Annotated in this window: 18 protein-coding genes, 3 tRNA genes, 1 other RNA gene, 1 pseudogene and 1 riboswitch; of the genes and pseudogenes, 2 read left to right on the top strand and 21 right to left on the bottom strand. The window is 48.7% G+C overall.

From position 1 onward, the window contains the following. Window positions 1-5: 5 nt before the first annotated feature. Genes ACYQ2N_RS14470 through ACYQ2N_RS14455 form a run of 4 tightly spaced genes read right to left on the bottom strand, consistent with a single transcriptional unit; the run spans window position 6 to window position 5,279 of the window. Window positions 6-1,823, bottom strand: coding sequence for a flagellar assembly protein A (locus tag ACYQ2N_RS14470; RefSeq protein WP_459999947.1), 1,818 nt, complete (start codon window positions 1,821-1,823; stop codon window positions 6-8). Between the two features lie 24 nt (window positions 1,824-1,847). Further along, window positions 1,848-3,059 (bottom strand): GAF domain-containing SpoIIE family protein phosphatase, encoded by a 1,212-nt coding sequence (locus ACYQ2N_RS14465; protein ID WP_459999946.1) that lies wholly within the window; start codon window positions 3,057-3,059, stop codon window positions 1,848-1,850. A 1-nt stretch (window position 3,060) separates the two neighbouring features. After that, entirely contained in the window at window positions 3,061-4,137 is a 1,077-nt protein-coding gene (locus ACYQ2N_RS14460) for an HD-GYP domain-containing protein (protein ID WP_459999945.1), read from the bottom strand. 38 nt (window positions 4,138-4,175) lie between these two features. Then, window positions 4,176-5,279: an HD-GYP domain-containing protein gene (locus ACYQ2N_RS14455; RefSeq protein WP_459999944.1), complete on the bottom strand. Its 1,104-nt coding sequence runs from the start codon at window positions 5,277-5,279 to the stop codon at window positions 4,176-4,178. Window positions 5,280-5,354: 75 nt separating this feature from the next. Then, window positions 5,355-5,439: riboswitch (cyclic di-GMP riboswitch) on the bottom strand. Window positions 5,440-5,683: 244 nt separating this feature from the next. Here ACYQ2N_RS14455 and ACYQ2N_RS14450 point away from each other — a divergent pair. Then, on the top strand, window positions 5,684-6,010 hold the full coding sequence (locus tag ACYQ2N_RS14450; protein ID WP_459999943.1) for a helix-turn-helix domain-containing protein: 327 nt from the start codon (window positions 5,684-5,686) through the stop codon (window positions 6,008-6,010). A gap of 126 nt (window positions 6,011-6,136) precedes the next feature. Here ACYQ2N_RS14450 and rnpB read toward each other — a convergent pair. The 10 genes and pseudogenes from rnpB to ACYQ2N_RS14400 all read right to left on the bottom strand — a co-directional run bounded on the left by rnpB (window position 6,137) and on the right by ACYQ2N_RS14400 (window position 13,763). Further along, an RNA gene (rnpB, locus tag ACYQ2N_RS14445) (RNase P RNA component class A) lies at window positions 6,137-6,513 on the bottom strand. 72 nt (window positions 6,514-6,585) lie between these two features. Next, the gene (locus tag ACYQ2N_RS14440; RefSeq protein WP_459999942.1) at window positions 6,586-6,744 is read right to left on the bottom strand and encodes a hypothetical protein; all 159 of its coding nucleotides are present in this window, start codon (window positions 6,742-6,744) and stop codon (window positions 6,586-6,588) included. Window positions 6,745-6,904: 160 nt separating this feature from the next. Beyond that, window positions 6,905-7,882, bottom strand: a complete 978-nt coding sequence (locus ACYQ2N_RS14435; protein WP_459999941.1) for a Nif3-like dinuclear metal center hexameric protein — start codon at window positions 7,880-7,882, stop codon at window positions 6,905-6,907. Next, complete coding sequence (locus tag ACYQ2N_RS14430) at window positions 7,882-8,709, bottom strand: tRNA (adenine(22)-N(1))-methyltransferase (RefSeq protein WP_459999940.1); 828 nt, start codon at window positions 8,707-8,709, stop codon at window positions 7,882-7,884. Before ACYQ2N_RS14430 ends, ACYQ2N_RS14435 begins: the two co-directional genes overlap by 1 nt. 272 nt (window positions 8,710-8,981) lie before the next feature. Continuing rightward, window positions 8,982-9,387, bottom strand: a pseudogene (locus ACYQ2N_RS14425) (Uma2 family endonuclease). 55 nt (window positions 9,388-9,442) lie between these two features. Then, complete coding sequence (locus ACYQ2N_RS14420; RefSeq protein WP_459999939.1) at window positions 9,443-10,012, bottom strand: hypothetical protein; 570 nt, start codon at window positions 10,010-10,012, stop codon at window positions 9,443-9,445. Between the two features lie 42 nt (window positions 10,013-10,054). Further along, complete coding sequence (locus ACYQ2N_RS14415) at window positions 10,055-10,477, bottom strand: universal stress protein (RefSeq protein ID WP_459999938.1); 423 nt, start codon at window positions 10,475-10,477, stop codon at window positions 10,055-10,057. Between the two features lie 62 nt (window positions 10,478-10,539). Next, on the bottom strand, window positions 10,540-11,544 hold the full coding sequence (locus ACYQ2N_RS14410) for a YeiH family protein (RefSeq protein WP_460000551.1): 1,005 nt from the start codon (window positions 11,542-11,544) through the stop codon (window positions 10,540-10,542). A gap of 268 nt (window positions 11,545-11,812) precedes the next feature. Further along, window positions 11,813-13,387 (bottom strand): ASKHA domain-containing protein, encoded by a 1,575-nt coding sequence (locus ACYQ2N_RS14405; RefSeq protein WP_459999937.1) that lies wholly within the window; start codon window positions 13,385-13,387, stop codon window positions 11,813-11,815. Beyond that, complete coding sequence (locus tag ACYQ2N_RS14400; RefSeq protein WP_459999936.1) at window positions 13,374-13,763, bottom strand: DsrE family protein; 390 nt, start codon at window positions 13,761-13,763, stop codon at window positions 13,374-13,376. Before ACYQ2N_RS14400 ends, ACYQ2N_RS14405 begins: the two co-directional genes overlap by 14 nt. Window positions 13,764-14,094: 331 nt before the next feature. On the opposite strand from ACYQ2N_RS14400, the gene ACYQ2N_RS14395 reads away from it, so the two are divergent. Beyond that, entirely contained in the window at window positions 14,095-14,979 is an 885-nt protein-coding gene (locus ACYQ2N_RS14395; protein ID WP_459999935.1) for a LysR family transcriptional regulator, read from the top strand. 274 nt (window positions 14,980-15,253) lie between these two features. Here ACYQ2N_RS14395 and ACYQ2N_RS14390 read toward each other — a convergent pair. From ACYQ2N_RS14390 to ACYQ2N_RS14360, 7 genes are all read right to left on the bottom strand, one after another. After that, window positions 15,254-15,329: transfer RNA gene (locus ACYQ2N_RS14390), tRNA-Val, on the bottom strand. Window positions 15,330-15,440: 111 nt separating this feature from the next. Further along, window positions 15,441-15,515: transfer RNA gene (locus ACYQ2N_RS14385), tRNA-Ile, on the bottom strand. A 20-nt stretch (window positions 15,516-15,535) separates the two neighbouring features. Further along, window positions 15,536-15,610, bottom strand: a tRNA-Asn gene (locus tag ACYQ2N_RS14380). Window positions 15,611-15,762: 152 nt separating this feature from the next. Beyond that, complete coding sequence (rpoD, locus tag ACYQ2N_RS14375) at window positions 15,763-16,938, bottom strand: RNA polymerase sigma factor RpoD (RefSeq protein ID WP_459999934.1); 1,176 nt, start codon at window positions 16,936-16,938, stop codon at window positions 15,763-15,765. Then, the gene (dnaG, locus tag ACYQ2N_RS14370; RefSeq protein WP_459999933.1) at window positions 16,928-18,748 is read right to left on the bottom strand and encodes a DNA primase; all 1,821 of its coding nucleotides are present in this window, start codon (window positions 18,746-18,748) and stop codon (window positions 16,928-16,930) included. Before dnaG ends, rpoD begins: the two co-directional genes overlap by 11 nt. A gap of 292 nt (window positions 18,749-19,040) precedes the next feature. Beyond that, window positions 19,041-20,033, bottom strand: coding sequence for a deoxyguanosinetriphosphate triphosphohydrolase (locus ACYQ2N_RS14365; RefSeq protein WP_459999932.1), 993 nt, complete (start codon window positions 20,031-20,033; stop codon window positions 19,041-19,043). Between the two features lie 19 nt (window positions 20,034-20,052). Next, complete coding sequence (locus ACYQ2N_RS14360; RefSeq protein ID WP_459999931.1) at window positions 20,053-20,502, bottom strand: HD domain-containing protein; 450 nt, start codon at window positions 20,500-20,502, stop codon at window positions 20,053-20,055. Window positions 20,503-20,784: the final 282 nt, after the last annotated feature.

Here is a 20,784-nt window from a genome sequence, read left to right as displayed (position 1 = left end):
TCTGCTTACAACTCCTTTCTGGTACCCGGATACTCTCTCTCCAGCCTTAAGTCCCCGTCCTTGCCTACGCTGGCTCGCAAACGGCGGCAGTTCTCCGCAATAACCAGGTGATCCGCACCGTGTTCAATGGTTACAACCGGATGGACAATATTGGCTTCCAAGCAACAATTGTCGAGCATCCGGATAATTACCTGTGCATCATTGGGGGAACCCAGTTCCTGAACCTGGATTTTTTCCCGGGCAGTCAGGCGGCCGCCTCTTACCTTGCCACCGCTGATTAGAATTTGACCTGCGGCGTCCAGCTCCGAAACAATGCTGCCCTGTCCTTTCACAATGATGTTTCCGCTCGCCCGCACCACACTGTTTTGCACATAGCCCACCTGCACATCGGCTGTATTGCTGATCAGCCACATCAGAGTCTCCAGGGTCTGTTGCACCTCTTGGCTTAGCAACTCCATTTCAGCCTGCTTTTTTATGCGAAGCGGACCTAAATTACACAGTTTTTCGTTTAGATCCCGCCCTAACTCAACCAGTTCTTGTTGCGGCCAATTTTCCGTTTCAGCCAACACGGCCAGAAAATCATTGACAAGCTTTGGTACATCCTTATACTTGAAATCCATTAAAAGCTGAACCAAGCGTCCTTCGCCATTCAGCTTCAGATCCGCGGTGTTAAAAGACGGTTGGCGTTTCAGAACTTCCATGGAACTGAGCAGTTGCTTCAGGCGGTCTGCCAAATGCTTAAGCACCCCATATATTCGCCTGTACTGGGACGATAAGCCGCCGGCCTGGATTCGGGCCGTGATAGCCTTGTTATGAATAATGATCTCGTTATTGGCATAAAGAGAAGCGTGAAGGACATCGCCCCATACTTCGATGCTCCCTCCGGCTTCCACACCAAATCCGTCCAAAACACTGCCCGTCACAACGATGTTGCCTTTGAACTTGATATTCCCGGTCTTCCTATCCACGTCTCCGTTGATGATGTGCACAGGCTGGACGGACAAATACTTACGGACCGATCCTTCCAGGACTGGTTTGCCGGAAACTGCAGCCACCGCAACCGCTCCGTTTTGGATGAGACTGACCCCGCTCTTGCTAAGGATCGGTTCGTCTCGCGGAGGGCGGGGTGGTATAATTTTTCCTGTCACGTCCATACCCGCCTTCCCATCCACGGGAAGGCTTTTGACCGCTAAAACCGTCCCTACGGCAACAGACAAAGGATTGCCCTGGCCGTAAGGTTCAATCGTTCCCTGGAAGCGCCCGCTATTTTGAAAGGTATAAACAATCCCGGCATCCTGGGGTGGTATTGGTGCCTGACCAGCTGCTACCTCGATACTCATGTTCTCGTCTTCCAGCTCAAGCGCTTGCCGGATTGCTTCCTCGTTAATTCCGTAAACAACCTGATTTTGGTGCAGGAGATCCCGCACCTGTTCAAAAGTAAGCTGCGGCCAGATGACTTGAGCAATACTGGCTTTAACTGTTGCTTCCCCTGTCGGCGGCATATCTTCAACCACATAGCGCTTCCCGGGTTTTTTATGTATTTGCAAAAAAGCTTTCAATTTGTCTGAGCTTAATTTAACCTCTAAATTCAGAAAAGGTTCCGTATTAAGGGGTTGTAATTTGATACTGTCACCTTCGTGGACGAAAGCAGTCCGAACTATTTTTTCTCCGTTAAGGAAAACCTGCACATTCTTGTCCGGAGTAAGCGTAGGAAACTTGCCACACCCCCGGGGATTGCACACGATAACTTGACCGTTCTTGATTGTAACCCAGCCGTCCTGATCCGGCAGATCCGCTTGTTGCCCGACTCCTATGCCAACCATCGGATTTCACACCTCCCCATCTCGTTATTCAAGCTTAAACAACAAAAAGCTAATGTCATCTCGTTGCCTGGTATCACCTATGTGTTGGCCAAGGTGAATAATTAATTTGTCGGCAATTTCCGCTGCGCTGAAGAGAGCGTTTTTTTCTAAAACGTCAACCACCTTGCGCAGGCCGAATTGCTGTCCTTCCGCATTGGCGGCTTCCGTGACGCCATCACTGTAAAACAAAACAATATCGCTTTCTTTCAACTGTACGCCTGCCAATTTGAATTTGTAGTTTTCCAGACCCCCTATATAAATCCCTTTTACTTTAAGCAATTCAAATTGCCCGGTCCGTCCATGATATATCAGTGGCGGGAGATGACCAGCATTGGCCAAAAACAGAACCTTTTTGACAGGCTCATACAGAGCGTACTGCAGCGTCACAAAAATGCTTTGGCCGGCTAGATCCGGATAAAGACCCCTATTCACTTCCTCAAGCACGGCATCAGGCTGAGAAAAAGTCCGGGCCGCAGTACGGAGGGCCACCCTGGTCATAGCCATCCATAAGGCAGCAGGAATGCCTTTCCCCATGACATCTCCCACGGCAATCCCCAACAGCTTATTCGGTGTTTGAAATAAGTCCAGGTAATCACCGCCTACCTCATGGGCCATCAACGAGCGCATGGCCAGGGAAATCCCTTTGATATCCGGTATTTTTTCCGGCAACAAACCTGTTTGGATATGCGCTGCCATTTCTAATTCTTTGCTCAGACTCCTACCGTTGACACCGGAATGATAAGTATAATTGTAAATCCCCTGCGCCAGATCGCGGCTAATTTGATGTACCAGCATCAGCGTGACGTTCCCAGCGTGGGTATCCGGAGCAAACCACAAGCAAACAGCTCCTACGACCTGAGCTTGTCTGACCAAGGGGCTGGCGATAAGGAGCAACTCCTGGTTTTCTCCGACCCGAAGTTTTTGCCAGACGAGAGATTGCCCCTGCTCGATGGCCTGCTTGGCCACTGCAAAATCCAAATTAACAAGTTCCGACGGCAATTTAACGGCTTGATAAATCGCCAAGCGCTCCTGGCTGCGCCCCCCGCCGGAGCGAGCCAGCCACAGACTACAGCAGGAAGCTCCCAGACCCGAGCACAGGCGGCAAGTGATTTCTGTAAAAGCCTGCTCGTCTGCTTGCGCTTGCAGGAGGAGAGAACAGACCTGGTAAAGAATTTCCGTCTCCTCTGTCCTAGTCATCTCAGTTTCCCTCATCCAGGATCCGGACAATACAGCAGTTCGGATTCAAAGCCAAATCCAACTCATAGGGGGGAACAATTCTTTTTCCTCCAGAATCGGCCAGCACTCTGACCCGGGGCCGCGTTGGGTATTCTTTATAGGTCTGCACGACGACTCCTTTTTCTTGCGTATTGAGCATGATTAAGGTTCCAATGGGAAAAACAGCAACCGTGTTCATGAAATTTTCAACCACGTCAGGGTGAAAGAACTTTTCCCGGTTGGCCATAATTAATTCAAGAGCCTGAAAGGGCAAACAGCGAGGCTGCCAACCCCACCCACTGGTTAACTTATCATAAAGGTCGGTTACCGCAACAATCCTAGCAAATTCATTGATTGCCTCCTTTTGCAGTTGCCTGGGATAGCCGGTACCGTCGTAACGTTCATGGTGTTGTAAAGCCACATGGGCAACAGACAAACTGAAGTTTTCCAACTTGCGCAAAACCTCGAATCCCAGAACGGTATGCTGTTGATACAGGTTTTCTTCTTCATCAGTCAAAGGCCTGTTCTGATTCAAGACATTTTCCGGCAGCAAAGTATTCCCAATATCATGGAACAGAGCCCCAACCCCTAGTTTGTAGAGTTTCTCCCGCTCATAACCCATGGCAATCCCGGTAATCAGAGAAAGAATAGCCACATTCACACTGTGCCCAAACGTGTAATCGTTCATCGCGCGGATATCCACCAAATTAACGATGACATCCTTGTTGCTCAGTAGTTCTTCGATAATATCGTCAACCACTGACTTTACCCTAGACAGCTCCAGCGCCGGGCTCAGCTTGAGATTATCCATAGTCTCCTTCGTTATTTTCAGGGCTTGCAACCGGGTCTTCTCCGAGACGACATCGTTGATCTCAAGATCGCCCACCTCTTTGTCATGAATATAAAGAGCGAGCACTCCCAGCTCTTGGAGCCTCTGAATATAGCGGGGAGTCAAAGTAATTCCGGCAGCCAGCAAGGTCTCGCCATTGGCTCCGTAAATCGCCCTGCTCACTTGCATACCGACCCGCACCTTGTCAATGGGCATAGCCCGCATACTCATCACCCTCCCCCTGGGGATTCCTGCCTGAAAGTCTCTCATCAAGCCGATGGGTTAAATTCCGGTCGTGAACCTGAGTTGCGGTCAAAGGTAATGCTATTTACGGTTAAAGTGCGATTTTTCCTTAAGTCAATAATGTTTTCTCCCCGTACGGGCCTTCCCTGCTGATCCGCAATGATGCGCACCACCGGACGGGTGGGTAAATCGGAGGCAAGCGCAATCACGACACCCGTTTCTCCGCTGTTCAAAGTCACGGTGGAATGTTCCGGGTAGAGGAGGACACAACTGCGCAAAGCCCGCACCACTCCCGGGGCATAGCTTGAACCGGATCCGTTCAAGATCATCTCCAAGGCATGGTAAGGAGCCAACCTGACTTTGTACGGACGGTCTTCCGTCAGGGCATCAAAAACATCCGCCACCGCAACGATTTGAGCATTCGGATGAATCTCCATCTCGCGCAAACCGTCCGGGTAGCCTTGTCCTCCCCACCGCTCATGGTGCTCCAGGATCACCCGCAAAACCTCGTCCGGCCAGCCCGCATCCCGCAAGACCTGTTCCCCGCGGACAGGATGGCTCTTGATCACTTGAAATTCCTCCGGCGACAAAGCGGACGGTTTGTGCAAAATCTCCCGGGGAACCAGTAATTTTCCCCAATCGTGCAACACAGCGCCACTTGCCAAATAGGACAGTTCCTCAGCCTCATACCCCATATGGATACCGATGATCGTCGCCAGCACAGCCACATTCACAGAATGAATATAGGTATACCGGTCATGGTTATCCAGCCAGGAGAAGCCGGGAAATCCGTGACACTTCTCCAATTCTTGCAGGGAACTTGCCAAAATCGGCAGCGCCTGTTTAAGATAATCAATCCGGATAAAATGAGAATTGTAGCGTATATGCTTAAGGGGGGCTTTCTGAAACTGATCGTCCTTGAAATCAACCGACTGTTCACGCCCCGCTAATTCGGTCCACTCATAGCTGACTACATAGATCTCTCTTTTACAGGCAAGCTCGAAAACTTGTGCGGTAACTGCTTCCCCTTTCTCCAAAAGTAAATAGCCCCCCTGATCAAACAAATCGAACGGTGAGGGCTTATCTGCTACAACAGTATCAACCTGAATCGGAACGATCTGCAGTTTCAAGGCACCATTCACCCCTTTTTTAAAACAAAAGCGCCATACCCAGGAGGTATGGCAACTCTAACCAACTACTCCCTGTTCGGTAACCCAGCCGTCATCACCTTGAAGTGGAAGACCTGTGGCTTTGCGCCCCCGGCTTTCGTCGGGTTTGCCTTTGTCGCAGTAGTTACTAGCTATTCTGAACGAATTTTCATTCTCTCTTAGTGCCACACTGATGTGGCATGGTGTCTAAATATATAGCTTTATGTAAGTGTAGGTAAATTTATATATAATCTTAGTCAAATTGTACCACCTAATCAACTTGATGGTTAGATTCTAACAGTGTATAATTTTGTTTATTTTATAGACTAATAGTTTATAAACACTTATTGCACCTCCAGCTACAATAGGAGATGGAGGTGACAGGGTTGCATGATATACGAAAACTCGTAGGGTATAACATAAGATATTTTCGTAAGTTAAAGGGGTTTACGCAGGAAAAGCTGGCCGAAATGATCGGTGTCAGCGGAGCGTACATAGGATATATCGAAAGGGGCAGCAAAGCACCTTCTTTGGAACTCCTGGCGAAAATCGCTGTGAGCCTCACCGTAGAGCCGGCAGCATTGCTAACTTCATACGACGCAAAAGAACGGGAACTTTATCAGTTGCTGGCTGTTTTGTCCGATAAGAAATCAAAACAAGTCAAATTTATCAGGGAAGTAGCTCAAGCCTACTTTCGATCTTTAGAAAGCTAAGAAAAGAGAGTAGGGGAAAAGCCTTCGGCATCACGCCGAAGGCTTTTCCCATTAATCTTACAGGCACTACCGGATAAAAAACTGAAGGGAAACCGGATGCTTTAGCACCTCAGTTTCCCATGAGCATGGCGAAGTCTCCGTTAAGCCGAGTTCTGTTCCTCTCATGTGAGAGGCGATGATCATCTATCTGGGGCCGCTGTTGCCAACGGCCTCATGCGACCTTACCCGGGAACGAAGCGGGCCGCTTCATAGCTCCCCTATTCGGTCTTGCTTCAGGTGGGGTTTACAGGGCCAGCCAGTCACCTGGCTGCCGGTGAGCTCTTACCTCGCCTTTCCAGCCTTACCCAGCACTCAGTCGCCTGAGTGCTGGGCGGTATATCTCTGTTGCACTTTCCTTGGAGTCACCCCCACTGGGCGTTACCCAGCACCTTGCCCTATGAAGCTCGGACTTTCCTCAGAGACGACCTTTCGGTCCTTGCCTCCGCGATCATCTCGTCAACTTCGCCACATAATAGTACTGCAAAAAATGAATTTGGTCAAATAAATTTTGCTGGTTGCAGATCCAGAGTTTGGGCTTACGCTCTGTTTGTATGATGGGCGCTATCTTCGAGTTCTTCCATTTCATCGTCAATATCCATAAGAGCTATTAGCCACTTAGTCCGATTTTCGTAATCGGAAGCGAGGTTAGCCAAAACTCTTTCTCGCTCGCGCCGCAACATTTCCGTACGACTCATGTTTTTACCCTCCTTTGTGATTCAGATTAAACTAGCAAAATAACTATCTTTATTAATAACTATCTTGTCTATATTTTTATTAATTTATAAATATTCTTCCTTTAGTACACATGATAGATTATCCGAGTAAAATTGTCAAGTATTGAACATGACAATGGTTCTATTGTTTTTCACTCGTTTGCACTATCCAAGGAGATTTATCCGCCGCACTGATAATAAACTCCACTCCTTGGAGGGCTTTGGCAGAACGTAAGTAGTGGGCCAAGTTATAAAGCATTGGTCTTTCACTAATAAAATGTCCAATATCTGCCACCGTCATACCTCCTTGGAGAGCATCTAGTGCGGCATGATGATCAATATCCCCTGCAATAAAAAGGTCAGCACCTTGAAAAAGCGCTTTCTGGACAAAACTGCCGCCACTGCCATTAACAATCGCCACTTTGCGCACAGGTTTGGCTAAGTCGCCGGCCAGGCGGATTCCACCCAGACAAAGTTTAGCAGTCTTACCACTATTAGCATCAGTAACCATGTCATCTGTAATATTCCGCTCATGTACAGGTCTTTGTTCGGACACGTAATCATTATTAACCCTGTACTGAATTTCGGCCCAAGGTTCGTCTCTTAGAAGTGCGGTCAGACGCTGCCAGACACTACCCAAGCTTTCAGCCTGCGGCAAATAGCCAATGATGCCGTACCCCCTAGCTTGGCCGCGGTTCTGAAGAGGGCTTAGATCAAGTGTTTCATATCTGGTCACAGCCAGGTAATCCATCTCTCTTAATCCCAGGCTCTGGCCCAAAAGCCAACTGGACGAGAAACGGGACTGATCTAAATTGGTGTGTGCGGCGTAATATGAAATACCGTGCTTAAGAAGCTTTAACGGCACTTCGGCTTGGGGATTATCTGCGCGCAGGTTTTTCAGGGGGCGAAACATGAGCGGATGATGAGCAACAATCATCTCTGCATCACGTTCACTTGCCTCAGCCACAACTTCCGGGGTTCCATCCACTGCAAGTAAGACCCTTGCCACACTGTCAGCCATATTTCCTACTAATAAGCCCACATTATCCCATTCTTCAGCCCAATACTTTGGGGCAACCTTTTCAATGGTCTGAGCGATTGAACCGACTGTCACTGCCATTATCTTGCCTCCCAACGTAAAACCTCAAGTACTTTTAGTTGCAGTGTCTTGTCCTGCACAAGCCTGCCTATTTTTTCAGACTTTCCCTTGCGTATCTCTTCCAACTGACGCGTTAGTTCTTGGTAGTTTTCCGCTAATAGTCTTGTAAGCAGGTTTCCGCGCCGGGAAAGAATAAGGGGACCGTACTCCCATACGAACGAGCGGGTAACTGCAGAGACTTTAACAGCATCTCCATCGGAATTAGAATTAGAATTGGAATTAGAAGCTGAAGCCAAGCTTTGTAATACTTTATCCTGCCACCACCGAACCTTTTCTTCCAGTTCCGCAGCCGTAAATCCTTCTTGGTGCGAGTATAAAATCACCGTGTACACACGGTCTGTTTCTTCTACTAAGACCTCATCCTTTAAGAGCCAACCCCTGCTGCTTAAATCTTCCCGCACTCTGCCCTCTGCACCCTGAGGCTGCAGAATGAGCGTACTCACCTCATGCAAGACCTCCGGCTTATTATTCAGTATTTCCAGGATTGTAACCCCGCCCATCCCGGCTAAGACCACGGTATCCACTTCCCCGGGCACAAGTGGTTCCAGTCCGTCCCCAAAGCGGACATCAATCCTGTCCGCGAAGCCGGCGCTGTTCACCGCCTTTAGTGCAGACTGATAAGGTCCTTTGTGAACATCAATGGCAACAGCACCGGTGATCTTCCCGTCTGCGACCAGAGCCAGCGGCAGGTAAGCATGGTCTGTCCCGATATCCCCCAGCCTTGCTCCCGGGGGCACAAAGTTTGTAATCGTTTGTAAACGCGGTCCTAACTCGGATACAGTATGCAAATTCTCACCTCATATCAAAGCACCGGCACGCAACTCGGCACTTCTACAGATAGACAGTTTCGTCAGAATCTAAATTATTCAATCCGCAGGCAAAGTAAAGAAAACTTGGCTTGCGCCCGTTACTGCCGGTGGCAGTAACGCACTTGTTAGCCTTGAAGGCGCAGGCAGAAGTCTTAGTTGCACTTATGCGTCCTCAGACTTATACTTTCTGAATAGCCAAAAAAAAACCGGAGCCTAAATGCCACAGTCCTCGTCTGAAGCTCGGTGCGGTGTTATATGACCGAATCAAAAACAGGCGCTAAATCGATTATAAGTTCAGGGAATAAAGAAACTATTATTTGATCTTCTTCGGAGTAAACTTCCGGCCTTCCATAGCGTTTATTATCTTGAAGAACAAAGACACAACAATATCGGGCTGTGAGATAATATTGGAGATTTCCTCATCACTTTCGTTATATTCAGGGATACAAAGGTCAAATGGAGCAGCGAAAACTCTACATGGTTTACCTTTAAGATAAGCGTTGAACTGTGATGTTAATTCAACAGATATTGCCTGATGCTGCCATGAAAGAGCAGCCTACATATATGGCACTCCATCAATTATCTCCCATCTTTCATCTTCCGGCCAAGTTATATAATCTGCATAGGTATATTTTCATCTTCTCGTGGAAACGGCATAAAATCACTCCTTTTGTAATATTATACCATGCCCTGAAGAGCTTTGAAAGAAATCCTAGTAGCTTAAAGACGCTTCCATATTACGTCCACATGTACGTAGCGCTTTCGCTGTGTTCTTTACTTCATGCAACCGAAACAAGCTGATTACTAAGTTGCGAAGGCTGGCCATCACCCTAGGCCCTTGGCCAACAACACCCTCTTTATGCAGGATGGCGGCCATTAAGTGCAGTTGTCTTCCACTAACGTCTTTCGCACCTTTTAAGGTTTTACCATCTATCGCAATAGCATCCGGGTCGGTTTGCTCCGCCAACCACTGATTCATGATTTCATCAAGCTTCTCGGCGTCGATGCTTTGTAAATGGCGACGCAACGTAGGTTCGCTGGGATGGATATAGAGCTCAGCGGCTGGCCGAAAAGGTGATTGCCGAAGATGCCTGTTCCGCCTGTTACGGTGGGTTATTACACGCCCTGCAAAGGCTTGATGAACAGGGCCGCCTAAAGAGTTTAAGAGATAATTATTCTTAGAACGTACCGTTTCTGACCTCAGCGCACAGGAAAATTTAAACGTGAAATGGGTGTCGTCTACATAAAGGACGACGCCCATTTCACGTTCTCTTTTCAGCAAAGTATTATGCCCTGACACTTTTCTAGGGAAAATCCCCTGCTGTCATTCCCGGATGACCATGACCGGAATCTTGGAAAAGCTTACGACTTTTTGCGCTACACTGCCCATGAGCAGCTTTTTGAATCCCCCTAAGCCGCGGGTCCCGATGACTATTAGATCCACCTGGTTATCCTCGGCATATTGGAGTAACCGTTCTGTCGGATGGCCCTTCAGGATCACCGTAGTAATGTCACACCCGAGCGTTGACCCATAAGCCCGTACCTCCTGCAGCAAAGGCTGGTAGTACTTCTCTGCCTGCTCAAGTTCCTCCACTTCGCCTCCGCCTGGGCTGAAATCCGGTAAATGCACAACCGTCAACGTTGTGACCTTGGCATTGAGTTTCCGGCTTAAATCCACGGCAGCTTGCAAGGCTTTTCTGCTGCTTTTTGAACCGTCAAGACCAACAAGAATGCTGCGAATATCCATTAAGAAAAACCCCCTTTTATTTTCATAGGACTTTTTAGAAGGCGCTACGTCCAGGTTACTGCTCAGAACTGCACAATAAAGTAAGAAACGACGGACACTACGAGCGAAGCGGCAAACATAGCCGTTAAGGGACGCAAGGCCCGCTTTCTCAGGTTAGCAAGATGTACATTCAATCCTAAACCGACCATGGCTGCAGCCAAGAGAAAGGAGGCCACGGTGGAAATGGTATTCAAAACGGCTTGCGGGATCGGCAAGTATGTTCCCATGAGGCTGGTCAGCATGAACCCGACAAGAAACCAAGGGAACGGTGTGCTTTGTTTGACTTCTGCATTTCCTTTCCGGCGCATCCAGGAAGCCAGAATAAAGCTCAAGGGAAGCATGAGGAAAACACGCCCCAACTTTGCAAGCAGCCCTTCTGCCAAAGCCTCCGTGCCGGCGGGTGCCGCCGCAGCGGCGACATGAGCAATCTCATGCAGACTGACACCGCTCCATACTCCGTATTCCAGAGGACTCAAGGGAAGGTAGCCGCGCAAGAAAGTGTAACTGAGAGTAAAAACGGTGCCCATGAGCGCAACGATACCCGCCCCGATGGCGGTCTCTTCATCATCCGCATTCAGAATCGGAGCAACCGCGGCAATAGCTGCCGCTCCGCAGACCCCTGTTCCGATCCCCAGAAGAAGGGACAGCTGTTTTTCGGCCCCTATCAACCTGGCAACCAGCATCGTTACTCCAATGCCCAAAACGATGGTCAGCGCATCATAGAGCAGTAGAGTCATCCCCTTATGCAAAACAACATCAATATTTAATTTAAAGCCGTAAAGGATGATGGCAAAACGCAGTATTTTGTGCCCCGAAAAGCGGATTCCTTCCCTCAAGGACTCGGGATATCCCTTGATATTTCGGTAAACGACAGCAAGCAGGATCGAAGTTAACATCGCTCCGACACGATTTAGCCCAGGAAGATAAGCCAAAGCAGTCCCTGCTGCGGCAATGGTCAGGGTAAACAGAAGGCCTAACGTAAGCGGACCCCAGTTTGTATGTTCCGCAGCAGGTGCTGAATAAGACACTTCTTTTCTCAGTGAACTCTTTTTTTCTTGTTGTAACACTCAACGTCCTCCTTCATTGTCTGATACTCCCTGCAGGCTTGACATGAATAACTATAATTGGCCCAGGACTGAGCAGTCAATATCGATATCCTATACGGACAATTAGGAAGACTTATGATATAGAAAACTTATGGGAAGAAAGCCTATCGTGCAAACCATTCATGCACCCGGAGCGAAGTAAGCCGCATGCGCGTTTCCACTTGGACCTTTTGTCGGTGGACTCTGGATGCTAGAGCATCCGGCGGCGGGCTTGCAGGCGCGCTTTGACGCTTGGGTAGCGGTCGATGTCTGTGTGGGGTAGAAATTTGCTGCTTTTGAATTTGTCCATAAAGGTCGGGTTGGTGTTAAGCTCGAAATATGTGATCCTGGCAGCAAGTGCTTCCGCTTCCCTGCGCTTGGAATGGGACAAAAGCACCTGACGGGCTCCTTCGCCGGAGCTGTTGCCCAGACGGACCATCGCCGAGCGCGGCAGATCGGGGTAGAGGCCGATCGTGATGGCTGATTCCAGGGGAAGGTATTGTCCGAAGGCTCCCGCAGCGTAAAAGCGCCGGATATCCTGCCAGTTGCAGCCGACGCTCTCCAGGAGAACCTCAATTGCGGCATTGACCGCGCCTTTCGTAGCCATCAGGTTATCGATATCCGCTTGTGTGACAACGATATCCTGCCCTGAGGCAGATTCGGCGGCAGGCACGACCACAAAATGCCTTTGCCCGGCGCTAAACCGCGCTGCCCTGTCAATGAGCCCGTTGAGAAAGAGCTCGGCCAAGACGTCCACCAGACCTGAACCGCAGACTCCACAGGCCGGGGCATGCCCAATCGTCGAATAGAGCACTCCGGTGACGGGGTCCAGGCTCACCCGATCGACCGCTCCCGGTTCTGCCCGCATGCCATAGGTCGTGACACCGCCTTCCAGAGCGGGCCCTGCCGCCCCGGCACAGGCGACCAGCCACTCCCGATTTCCCATGACGATCTCTCCGTTTGTTCCGATGTCCACAAACAGAGAGATCTCCTCCCGGCGGTGCATCTCGCTGACAAGGACTCCGGCAATGATGTCACCGCCGATGAAGCTGCCGACGCTAGGCAGGCAGTAGACAGGTGCCAGAGGGTTGATACGGAGCCCGATGTCCTGGGCCGTGAGGATGCCAGGGTTGTTGACGACCGGGATATACGGGGAACGGCTGATAGACGCGGGGTCAAGGCCAAGAAGAAGATGCACCATGGTTGTATTGGCTCCGATGCTTGCCGCGCTGATCCGGGTAGGAGCGAGAGGTGGAGTGCAGAGGCGTCCGATCAAACGATTTAGCGTGTCGCGAATCGCCTTTTGTAGCTCAGCAAGGCCGCCTGGGTTGGCAGCGTGCCTGATCCTGCTGAGAATATCTTCTCCGAGCGGAACTTGTCCGTTAAAATCAGCTGCACGCCGGAGAACTGCCCCACAACTCATGTCAATGAGGTAAACAACGACCGTGGTCGTACCGATGTCGATAGCCAGCCCATAGTGTTCTTGGGTGGTGTCCCCCGGTTCCAGGTCTATAAGCTGCCAACCGCTGCCCGTCATGGAAACGGTGGCTGTAACACACCCGCAGACAGAGCAAACCTGATGGATTTGGGACATCAGGGCAAGGGGCACCGTAACCGGACCGACTTGGTGCTCAAGAGCAAGGCGCAGCCGGTCGACATCCGCCCGGTTGTCCGTTGGAGTCGGAGGTAAAAGCTGCAAAAGAACCTTCCGGGTCAAAGGGTCTAAGTCACCGAGGTCCGCTTGGATTTGTTCACACAAGATTGACGCTTGTTCAGGGTTTGACATAACCGTAACCCTCAGCCTGTTTCTTGACGATCTCCGTAATACCTGCCGGGATGACGGTCACGAATGGGTGGAGAGACTTCTCTTCCAAGGCATTCATCTTTAAGGCATTAGCGCAGGCCAGAAAAGGAATGCCCAGTTTCCGAAGCTCCCGCATGTCGCGCAGGAGCTGTTGACGGAATTCACCGCTCCAGCTTGGCGGCAGTTTTTCCCCGATCTCCGCTGAAGTAGCATAGAGAAGAACCGCGGGGCCGTTGGCGACGACCTCGGCTTGGATGTTCTCTGATCCGGTATCTTTAATCAAGTTGCGCAGGTTAAGCAAAGCGACAGGCCAACGGTTAAGCTCATTAACGTGAAACAGAATCTTGTAAGGCAACATCAAAAGACCTCCTTCCAGTAGTTTTTTTCAACATTGTAACTTGAATGAGGAGACGGATGCAATATAGCAAGAATCTTCTAATTATAAGGATTTTTCGTTCTATAGAGCGATTATTCGAAGGAATTCCCATACTTCCTATGAATCACGTTATATGTAATAAACCGTTCTTCATAGTTAACACTATAACATTGTAGTAAATTGTCGAGCAATCGAAATTCCTTATTCGTAGTATTAAGAAATCGAATCTCTTCGTCGGCTTATTCTGTGTTATCTACTTAAATTCCGATTTATAATCTAAGGTAATGGTCTCTTTAAGGAAGGAGGACAACTAATGATTGTTGACACACTCAAAGTATTTGTCACCGTCATCGAACAAAAAAGTTTTTCACACGCAGCCGACATCCTATATATATCTCAACCCAGTGTAAGCTTACACATCCGGAACCTGGAAAATGAACTGGGAACAAAACTCCTTCATCGATCATCGAAACATGTAGAGCCAACCCAGTCAGGCGATATCCTCTATCAGCACGCCAAAAAGATTCTCTTGCTGTATGAAGAAGCCATACAGAAGATCAACCTGTTGAAGAATGAGGTCACAGGTTCTTTAAAAATTGGGGCCAGTTTTACCATCGGGGAATACATCCTTCCAGCACTCCTGGCGGAGTTGGCCGCCCAATATCCCAAAGTTGATATAGAGGTTGCTATTGAGAACACCGAGGAGATTGCCCAGAAAATCCACTCCAATCACCTTGACATTGGACTGGTGGAAGGGGACGTTAGTCATGTGGATTTGAAAATGCAAACATTCGCCAAAGATGAAATGATTTTAGTGGTGTCAAACAATCATCCCTTGGCCCGTCTGCCCGTTGTCACAGCTGAAGATTTGCAAGATCAGGTATGGATACTCAGGGAAAGCGGATCAGGTACCCGTGCTTTTTCCGATCTTCTGATTGAGGATTTAGGACTACGAGTTAAGCGGTCTTTTGTTTTTGGAAGCAATGAAGGGGTGAAACAGACGGTTATTACAGGCCTGGGCATCGCCCTGGTTTCCTGTTTAATCGTCCGCAAAGAGTTAGATGCAGAGGAACTAACCGCTCTACGCATCAAAGGAAAACACCTCTTCCGCTCCCTGTCTATCTTAAGGCCAAAAGAGCCAACAACCTCCAAAGCGATAGAGATATTCATGGAAAAACTCCTATCCTTAGAAAAATAACCGACCGGGATTTATTATCTGTGAAAAGACGGGCTTTTTGTCGCCATAAACTGTGCGGCTATTCCGAGAGAAACCTTATTGAATTACGCTCAGTGGTACGCGAACAAAGAAAAAACGAGTGTCGAAGAAAGCTTTACCCACGGCAAAATGGTTAGCTACCTTTTCCACACTCGTTGTGAGATCAAGCTAAAAACCCGAAGAGGTTCTCAGCAAGTCTATGTCTATATTGACACAGAAGTACTGAATTTTGCAAGGCTGAAAGCCGCTTAAATACTGGTGGGCGATACTGGGATCGAACCAGTGACCTCATCCGTGTGAAGGATGCGCTCTCCCGACTGAGCCAATCGCCCAATTCGATATTCGATGTACGATGTTCGATATTCGAATTGAAAGTTCGATTTTAGGTCAAAAAACAACGACCTTAGCTTCGAACCACGAACTTCGAACCACGAACCAGATTATGGTGGGCCCACCTGGGATCGAACCAGGGACCGACCGGTTATGAGCCGGCTGCTCTACCGCTGAGCTATAGGCCCATGCACAAACAAATAAAAATTGGCTCCCCGAGCAGGACTCGAACCTGCAACCTACCGGTTAACAGCCGGTTGCTCCACCATTGAGCTATCGAGGAAAGCCCTTTGCATCAAGTATTATAAGGGATTTGTCTTAGTGCGTCAAGCATAATTCGTCATTTTAAAAATTTACAGGACAAAATATATAACACCTTTAGATTTAGCAACTTTTAGTTCCGAGTCAGCTACCAGTTTGAAAGCAGAAAAGTTTTTACTCCAGATAATCTTTCAGCTTTTTGCTGCGGCTGGGATGACGCAGCTTACGCAAAGCTTTGGCCTCAATTTGGCGGATGCGTTCCCGGGTTACTCCAAATTCCTGCCCGACCTCTTCCAGAGTCCGGGTACGGCCGTCATCAAGGCCAAAGCGCAGGCGCAGGACTTTCTCTTCCCGGGGAGTGAGGGTCTCTAAGACCTCCTCAAGCTGTTCCTTTAGGAGAATAAAGGAAGCTGCCTCAGAGGGAGCAGGGGCATCCTCATCCGGGATAAAATCTCCTAAATGCGAGTCTTCTTCCTCTCCGATAGGGGTCTCTAAGGATACAGGCTCCTGCGCGATTTTCATAATCTCGCGCACACGCTCAACCGGAATATCCATAACTTTGGCAATCTCTTCCGGAACCGGCTCCCGGCCCAGCTCTTGCAAAAGCTGGCGCGAGACCCTGATGAGTTTATTAATCGTTTCAACCATATGAACCGGAATCCGAATGGTGCGGGCCTGATCGGCAATAGCACGGGTGATAGCCTGGCGAATCCACCAGGTGGCATAGGTGCTGAATTTAAATCCTTTGCGGAAATCGAATTTCTCTACAGCTTTGATCAGCCCGAGGTTCCCTTCTTGGATTAAATCCAAAAAGAGCATACCCCGGCCTACATATCTTTTGGCAATACTTACGACCAAGCGCAGGTTGGCTTCGGCCAAACGGCGTTTGGCAGCTTCATCCCCAGCTTCCATCCGTTTTGCTAGCTCAATTTCTTCTTCAGCGGTAAGCAGAGGTACACGTCCGATTTCTTTCAGGTACATACGGACTGGATCATCAATGCCGACTCCTTCGGGAACGGAGAGGTCTACTTCAGTTTCTTCGATTTCTTCTGGTTCTTCAGTCAGTTCATCAGCCGCTTTCTCGAGCACCTCTTCTTCTATTTCTTCAGGCTCAGGTACCACATCAATGCCCATCCGGCCAAGTTGCTCATATATCTCATCTATCTGGTCAGCGGTGAGTTCGATTCCCTGGAGGGCGTCCATTATTTCACCATATGTGAGTGAACCTTTCTTATGGCCTTTTTGGATGAGGATCTTCACGCTCTCCATCTTTACTTCCTCTTCGCTCACCGGATTACCTCCTTCCTTTGGGTCATTTATTTTGGTACCTACAACCTTATTATTCGCCACGTCTTAACCGCTCTCCTATCTCTCTTAACAGGACCATGGCTCCAGCCAGGTCGCCTGATTTTTCCAGTATGGCTAGGCGCTCTTGAAGATCAGCGATGTCTTCCTCCGTTTGCCCTGATTTGATACGGCGCACAGAGTCTTCGAAAAGTTGCTCAGGATGCGTAAGGTCTATATCATCAAGCATAATGGCTGCCAGCTTCCCCTGAGTGTTCTCCGGCAGGTCTGCCTGGGAAACTGAGCCGCCCGCGCACAAACTCCGGTAAATCTCTTTATGCTCCTCTAGTTTCCAGGATTCAATATTTAATTCCTCTTCAAAGCGCGCAATAAAACGGGGAAATTCAAACATAAGACGTAAGAGGATTATCTCTGCCCGGTAAATACCCATAGGCACTGCGGATACAGGCTGAACATACCTAATGATATTATCTCTATTTTTTACAGAAATATCCTGTCCAAAGCGGGAATTTTCGTTTTCCCGCCCATTTTTGGGCTTTTTCTGTTCCTGGCGCAAGATCTCGCTTTGAACAGCCTCTAAGGTAAGCCCTAACTCCAAGCCTAGAAAACGTTCATACCCTTCTCTTTCCGCCGGACTTGTTACTTTTATTATGTCCGGGGCCAGCTTGGAAATGAGTTCCGCCTTCTCCGGAATACTGCGGGGCGCACTGCCACCACTTAATATATTGTACTTAAATTCAATAAAAGTACGGGCATTATTAAAAACTGTAGTGATTTCCTGTGCTCCATGCTTACGCAGAAACTCATCAGGGTCTTTACCATCCGGCCACTGAAGCACCTGGACGGCCAGGCCCACATCTCTAAGAATCTCCCCCGCCCGCACCGCAGCCTGCACACCGGCAGCATCAGCATCATACCCGATCATAATCTTGTTGGTATAGCGCCTGAGAAGCTTGGCCTGATCCTTAGTGAGTGCTGTACCCAAGGAGGCTACTGCATTAGGATATCCTGCCTTCTGCATCGCAATAACATCCATGTACCCTTCAACTAAGAGCGCAAAGCCTTGTTCCCGGATTCCCTGATGAGCCCGGTGCATACCATATAAGTGCTGACCTTTGCTAAAAAACTCCGTCTCAGGTGAATTGAGATACTTCGGTAAAGAGTCGTCAAGCACCCGCCCACCAAAAGCGACCGGACGCTGGCTGCTGTCTAATATACTGAATATTACGCGGTTGCGGAAACGGTCGTAAACACGTCCCCCCTGGCCGCCGGAATTCTCCGCTTCAAGAGCCAACCCCGCCTCTACCATTTCTGCCAAAGTAACGCCATGCTCACTAAGGGTCTTTATTAAGCCATCCCAACGTGGGGGAGCATACCCCAGGCGGAAAGAGCGGATAGTCTGCTCATCAAGGCCACGACTGTGCAAGTAATGTCTTCCCGCTTCACCCTCCGGTTTCTCTAAGAGTATCTCCTGAAAATAAGCGGCTGCCCACTCGTGAATTTCTTCCCAACGGCGGCGGCGCTCCCGCTTTTTACGCTCCGTAGCGGAGAGTTCCCGCTCCGGCAGGGAAACCCCGCTTCTGTGAGCGAGGTGGCGTACGGTTTCTATGAAAGTCCAATTTTCCCTCTTCATTAAAAAAGAAAAGACATTCCCGCCAACGTGACAGCCAAAACAGTAAAATATCTGCTTTTCCGGAGTAACTGTAAAACTGGGGGTTTTTTCCGCATGGAACGGGCACAGTCCTAGATGATTTTTGCCCTTGCGCTGGAGTGTCACGTATTCAGAGATGATTTCCACAATATCTGTGCGCACGCGCACTTCTTCAATGATTTCTTCCGGAATTCCGTATTCCACCTTGCTTCAACCTTTACTATCCCTGCCACAATTCTTTCCGTTTGTCAACCCTTTGCTATAGAATTCTTCGCCAAAAAAGCGCGGAATCCTCTTTTTCCCCACGAGGAAAAAAGTTTGAAGTTAGTCAGGGTGTAACTATTCTCTGTTAAGAACATTAAATCCTTCCACCTTCGACAAAATTTATACAAAAAATAAGTGAGCCCTAACGAGAGCCCACATGTCTCGATTATAAATAAACTGTCTTGGTATCGTGACTTCAACTCAAAATCGACTAGAAGCAGCGCAAGCTAGCTTAATGCCTTGGTACAAACAAGCCTTGGAACAAATCGATCGCATAATTGTCCGAAAGTCCGGAGACATAATCAATTACTGCCTGGGTCTTGTCTCCTTCAGCCCACTCTAAATAGCCCAGGGGAAGCTGCCCGATGTTGCCAATGTAGTAATTAAACAGAGTCTGCACAACAAATTGCCCTTTGCGGCGCTCCTCGCGCAAAGTCGGGCTGTTATATACTCTGGCAAACATAAATTGTCTGAACTCATGCATTGCCGTGCCAACACGCTCTGATTGCTGAATGCAGGCTTGTCCGGTTGAGGCCTCGATCATATCCACTACCATCGCGGTAATCATCGCACTGGGATTGTCCCCTAGCACGGTACGCACAGACAGGGGCAGGTCGAGCGGAGACAAAAGCCCGGCCCGCAAAGCATCATCATAATCATGGCAAAGGTAGGCAATGCGATCCCCAATCTTTACAATCTGACCTTCCAAAGTCTCGGGGACGCCCTCCCCTGTATGATGCAAAATCCCGTCCAAGACCGGAGCTGTCAGGTTCAGTCCCTTGCCATCCTGCGCAAGCTTAGTCAAGATGCGGATCGATTGTTCGTTATGTTCGAAATGCCCAATAATATTCCTTAAGGCTTCCTCCCCCACATGTCCGAATGGAGTGTGCCCGACATCGTGCCCTAAGGCTATCCCTTCAATTAAATCTTCATTAAGCTTAAGGCCGCGACCAATCGTGCGGCAGATCTGGGACACTTCCAGGCTGTGGGTCATCCGCGTACGGTAATGGTCACCGGAAGGCGCAATATAGACCTGAGTTTTATGTTTGAGGCGTCGAAAAGGCTTGCTATGCAGAATGCGGTCACGGTCCCGCTGGAATTTGGTCCGGATCGTGCACTCATGTTCCTCGCGCGCGCGCTTCGCATATTTGCTAAGAGCAGCGAAGCGGGAAAGCCGCTCCTTTTCTTCTCTTTCAGTTCGTTCACGAATACTTTCACTGTCCATGTCTAGGTCACCTTAACTTTCAACTTGAAAAGTTTGCATTATAGAATTTAATCGATTCATCGATTAAATTTCCTAAGTGGGGTTTTAATTCAACCGCTTTACCCTTGGCTTCATTAGGTTGATATCCAGATTCAAGCAAGAAAATATAGGTACTTAACATTTCAAGAAAGATCAGCCATTCAAGGTCAAAGGTGCCGTAACCCGCCCCGCTCATTTTTGAATCCCTCAGAAGATAATCGATCCTATCAGTATCTAATTGGCTTGAGAGCAATTTTACTACTGCTTGAGAAGTTTGTGTTCTCTGAATTACATCAGCAACTTCTCTGGGATTAATATTATTTGTGCGCAAAATACTGTTAATTTCCGTATCTCCATTTATAATGGCTACGGTCCATTGCTCATGTTTTATGCCAATCGTCTTTTCCAAGGCATGTGAAAAAGGGCCGTGCCGCAGCCGTGCCGCAGCCAAGACCACACTCCTATATTCTTGTAATTCCTCAATATATTGCTTATAAGTGGGTTACTCCTAAGGAGTGTACAAAACGGGAATGTTCAGCGCAAGGGTAGGTAAAATAGGATAAACCTAACTGTTTTATGAACCTTAGACGCTGAAATTCTTGCGTATCAATAATGTCCAGTAGATATTTTTCCTCATCCTTGTCAAACTGAATAATATTGTGCACAGAATCCCGAATCGTTTTAATCCCGAATGCCCCCTTTTCACCGAACATATATTCTATATGTATTTCTA

Source organism: Paradesulfitobacterium aromaticivorans (assembly GCF_054657415.1).
Note: the sequence above shows the minus strand (reverse complement) of the source record. Positions and strands in the feature narration are given on the sequence as shown.

Bases quoted from the DNA above. Each gene is read 5' to 3' on its own strand.
- ACYQ2N_RS14470 (WP_459999947.1), bottom strand. From the start codon at position 1,823: ATGGTTGGCATAGGAGTCGGGCAACAAGCGGATCTGCCGGATCAGGAC.
- ACYQ2N_RS14465 (WP_459999946.1), bottom strand. From the start codon at position 3,059: ATGACTAGGACAGAGGAGACGGAAATTCTTTACCAGGTCTGTTCTCTC.
- ACYQ2N_RS14460 (WP_459999945.1), bottom strand. From the start codon at position 4,137: ATGAGTATGCGGGCTATGCCCATTGACAAGGTGCGGGTCGGTATGCAA.
- ACYQ2N_RS14440 (WP_459999942.1), bottom strand. From the start codon at position 6,744: ATGAGTCGTACGGAAATGTTGCGGCGCGAGCGAGAAAGAGTTTTGGCT.
- ACYQ2N_RS14435 (WP_459999941.1), bottom strand. From the start codon at position 7,882: ATGGCAGTGACAGTCGGTTCAATCGCTCAGACCATTGAAAAGGTTGCC.
- ACYQ2N_RS14415 (WP_459999938.1), bottom strand. From the start codon at position 10,477: ATGGATATTCGCAGCATTCTTGTTGGTCTTGACGGTTCAAAAAGCAGC.
- ACYQ2N_RS14405 (WP_459999937.1), bottom strand. From the start codon at position 13,387: ATGTCAAACCCTGAACAAGCGTCAATCTTGTGTGAACAAATCCAAGCG.
- ACYQ2N_RS14400 (WP_459999936.1), bottom strand. From the start codon at position 13,763: ATGTTGCCTTACAAGATTCTGTTTCACGTTAATGAGCTTAACCGTTGG.
- ACYQ2N_RS14395 (WP_459999935.1), top strand. From the start codon at position 14,095: ATGATTGTTGACACACTCAAAGTATTTGTCACCGTCATCGAACAAAAA.
- ACYQ2N_RS14365 (WP_459999932.1), bottom strand. From the start codon at position 20,033: ATGGACAGTGAAAGTATTCGTGAACGAACTGAAAGAGAAGAAAAGGAG.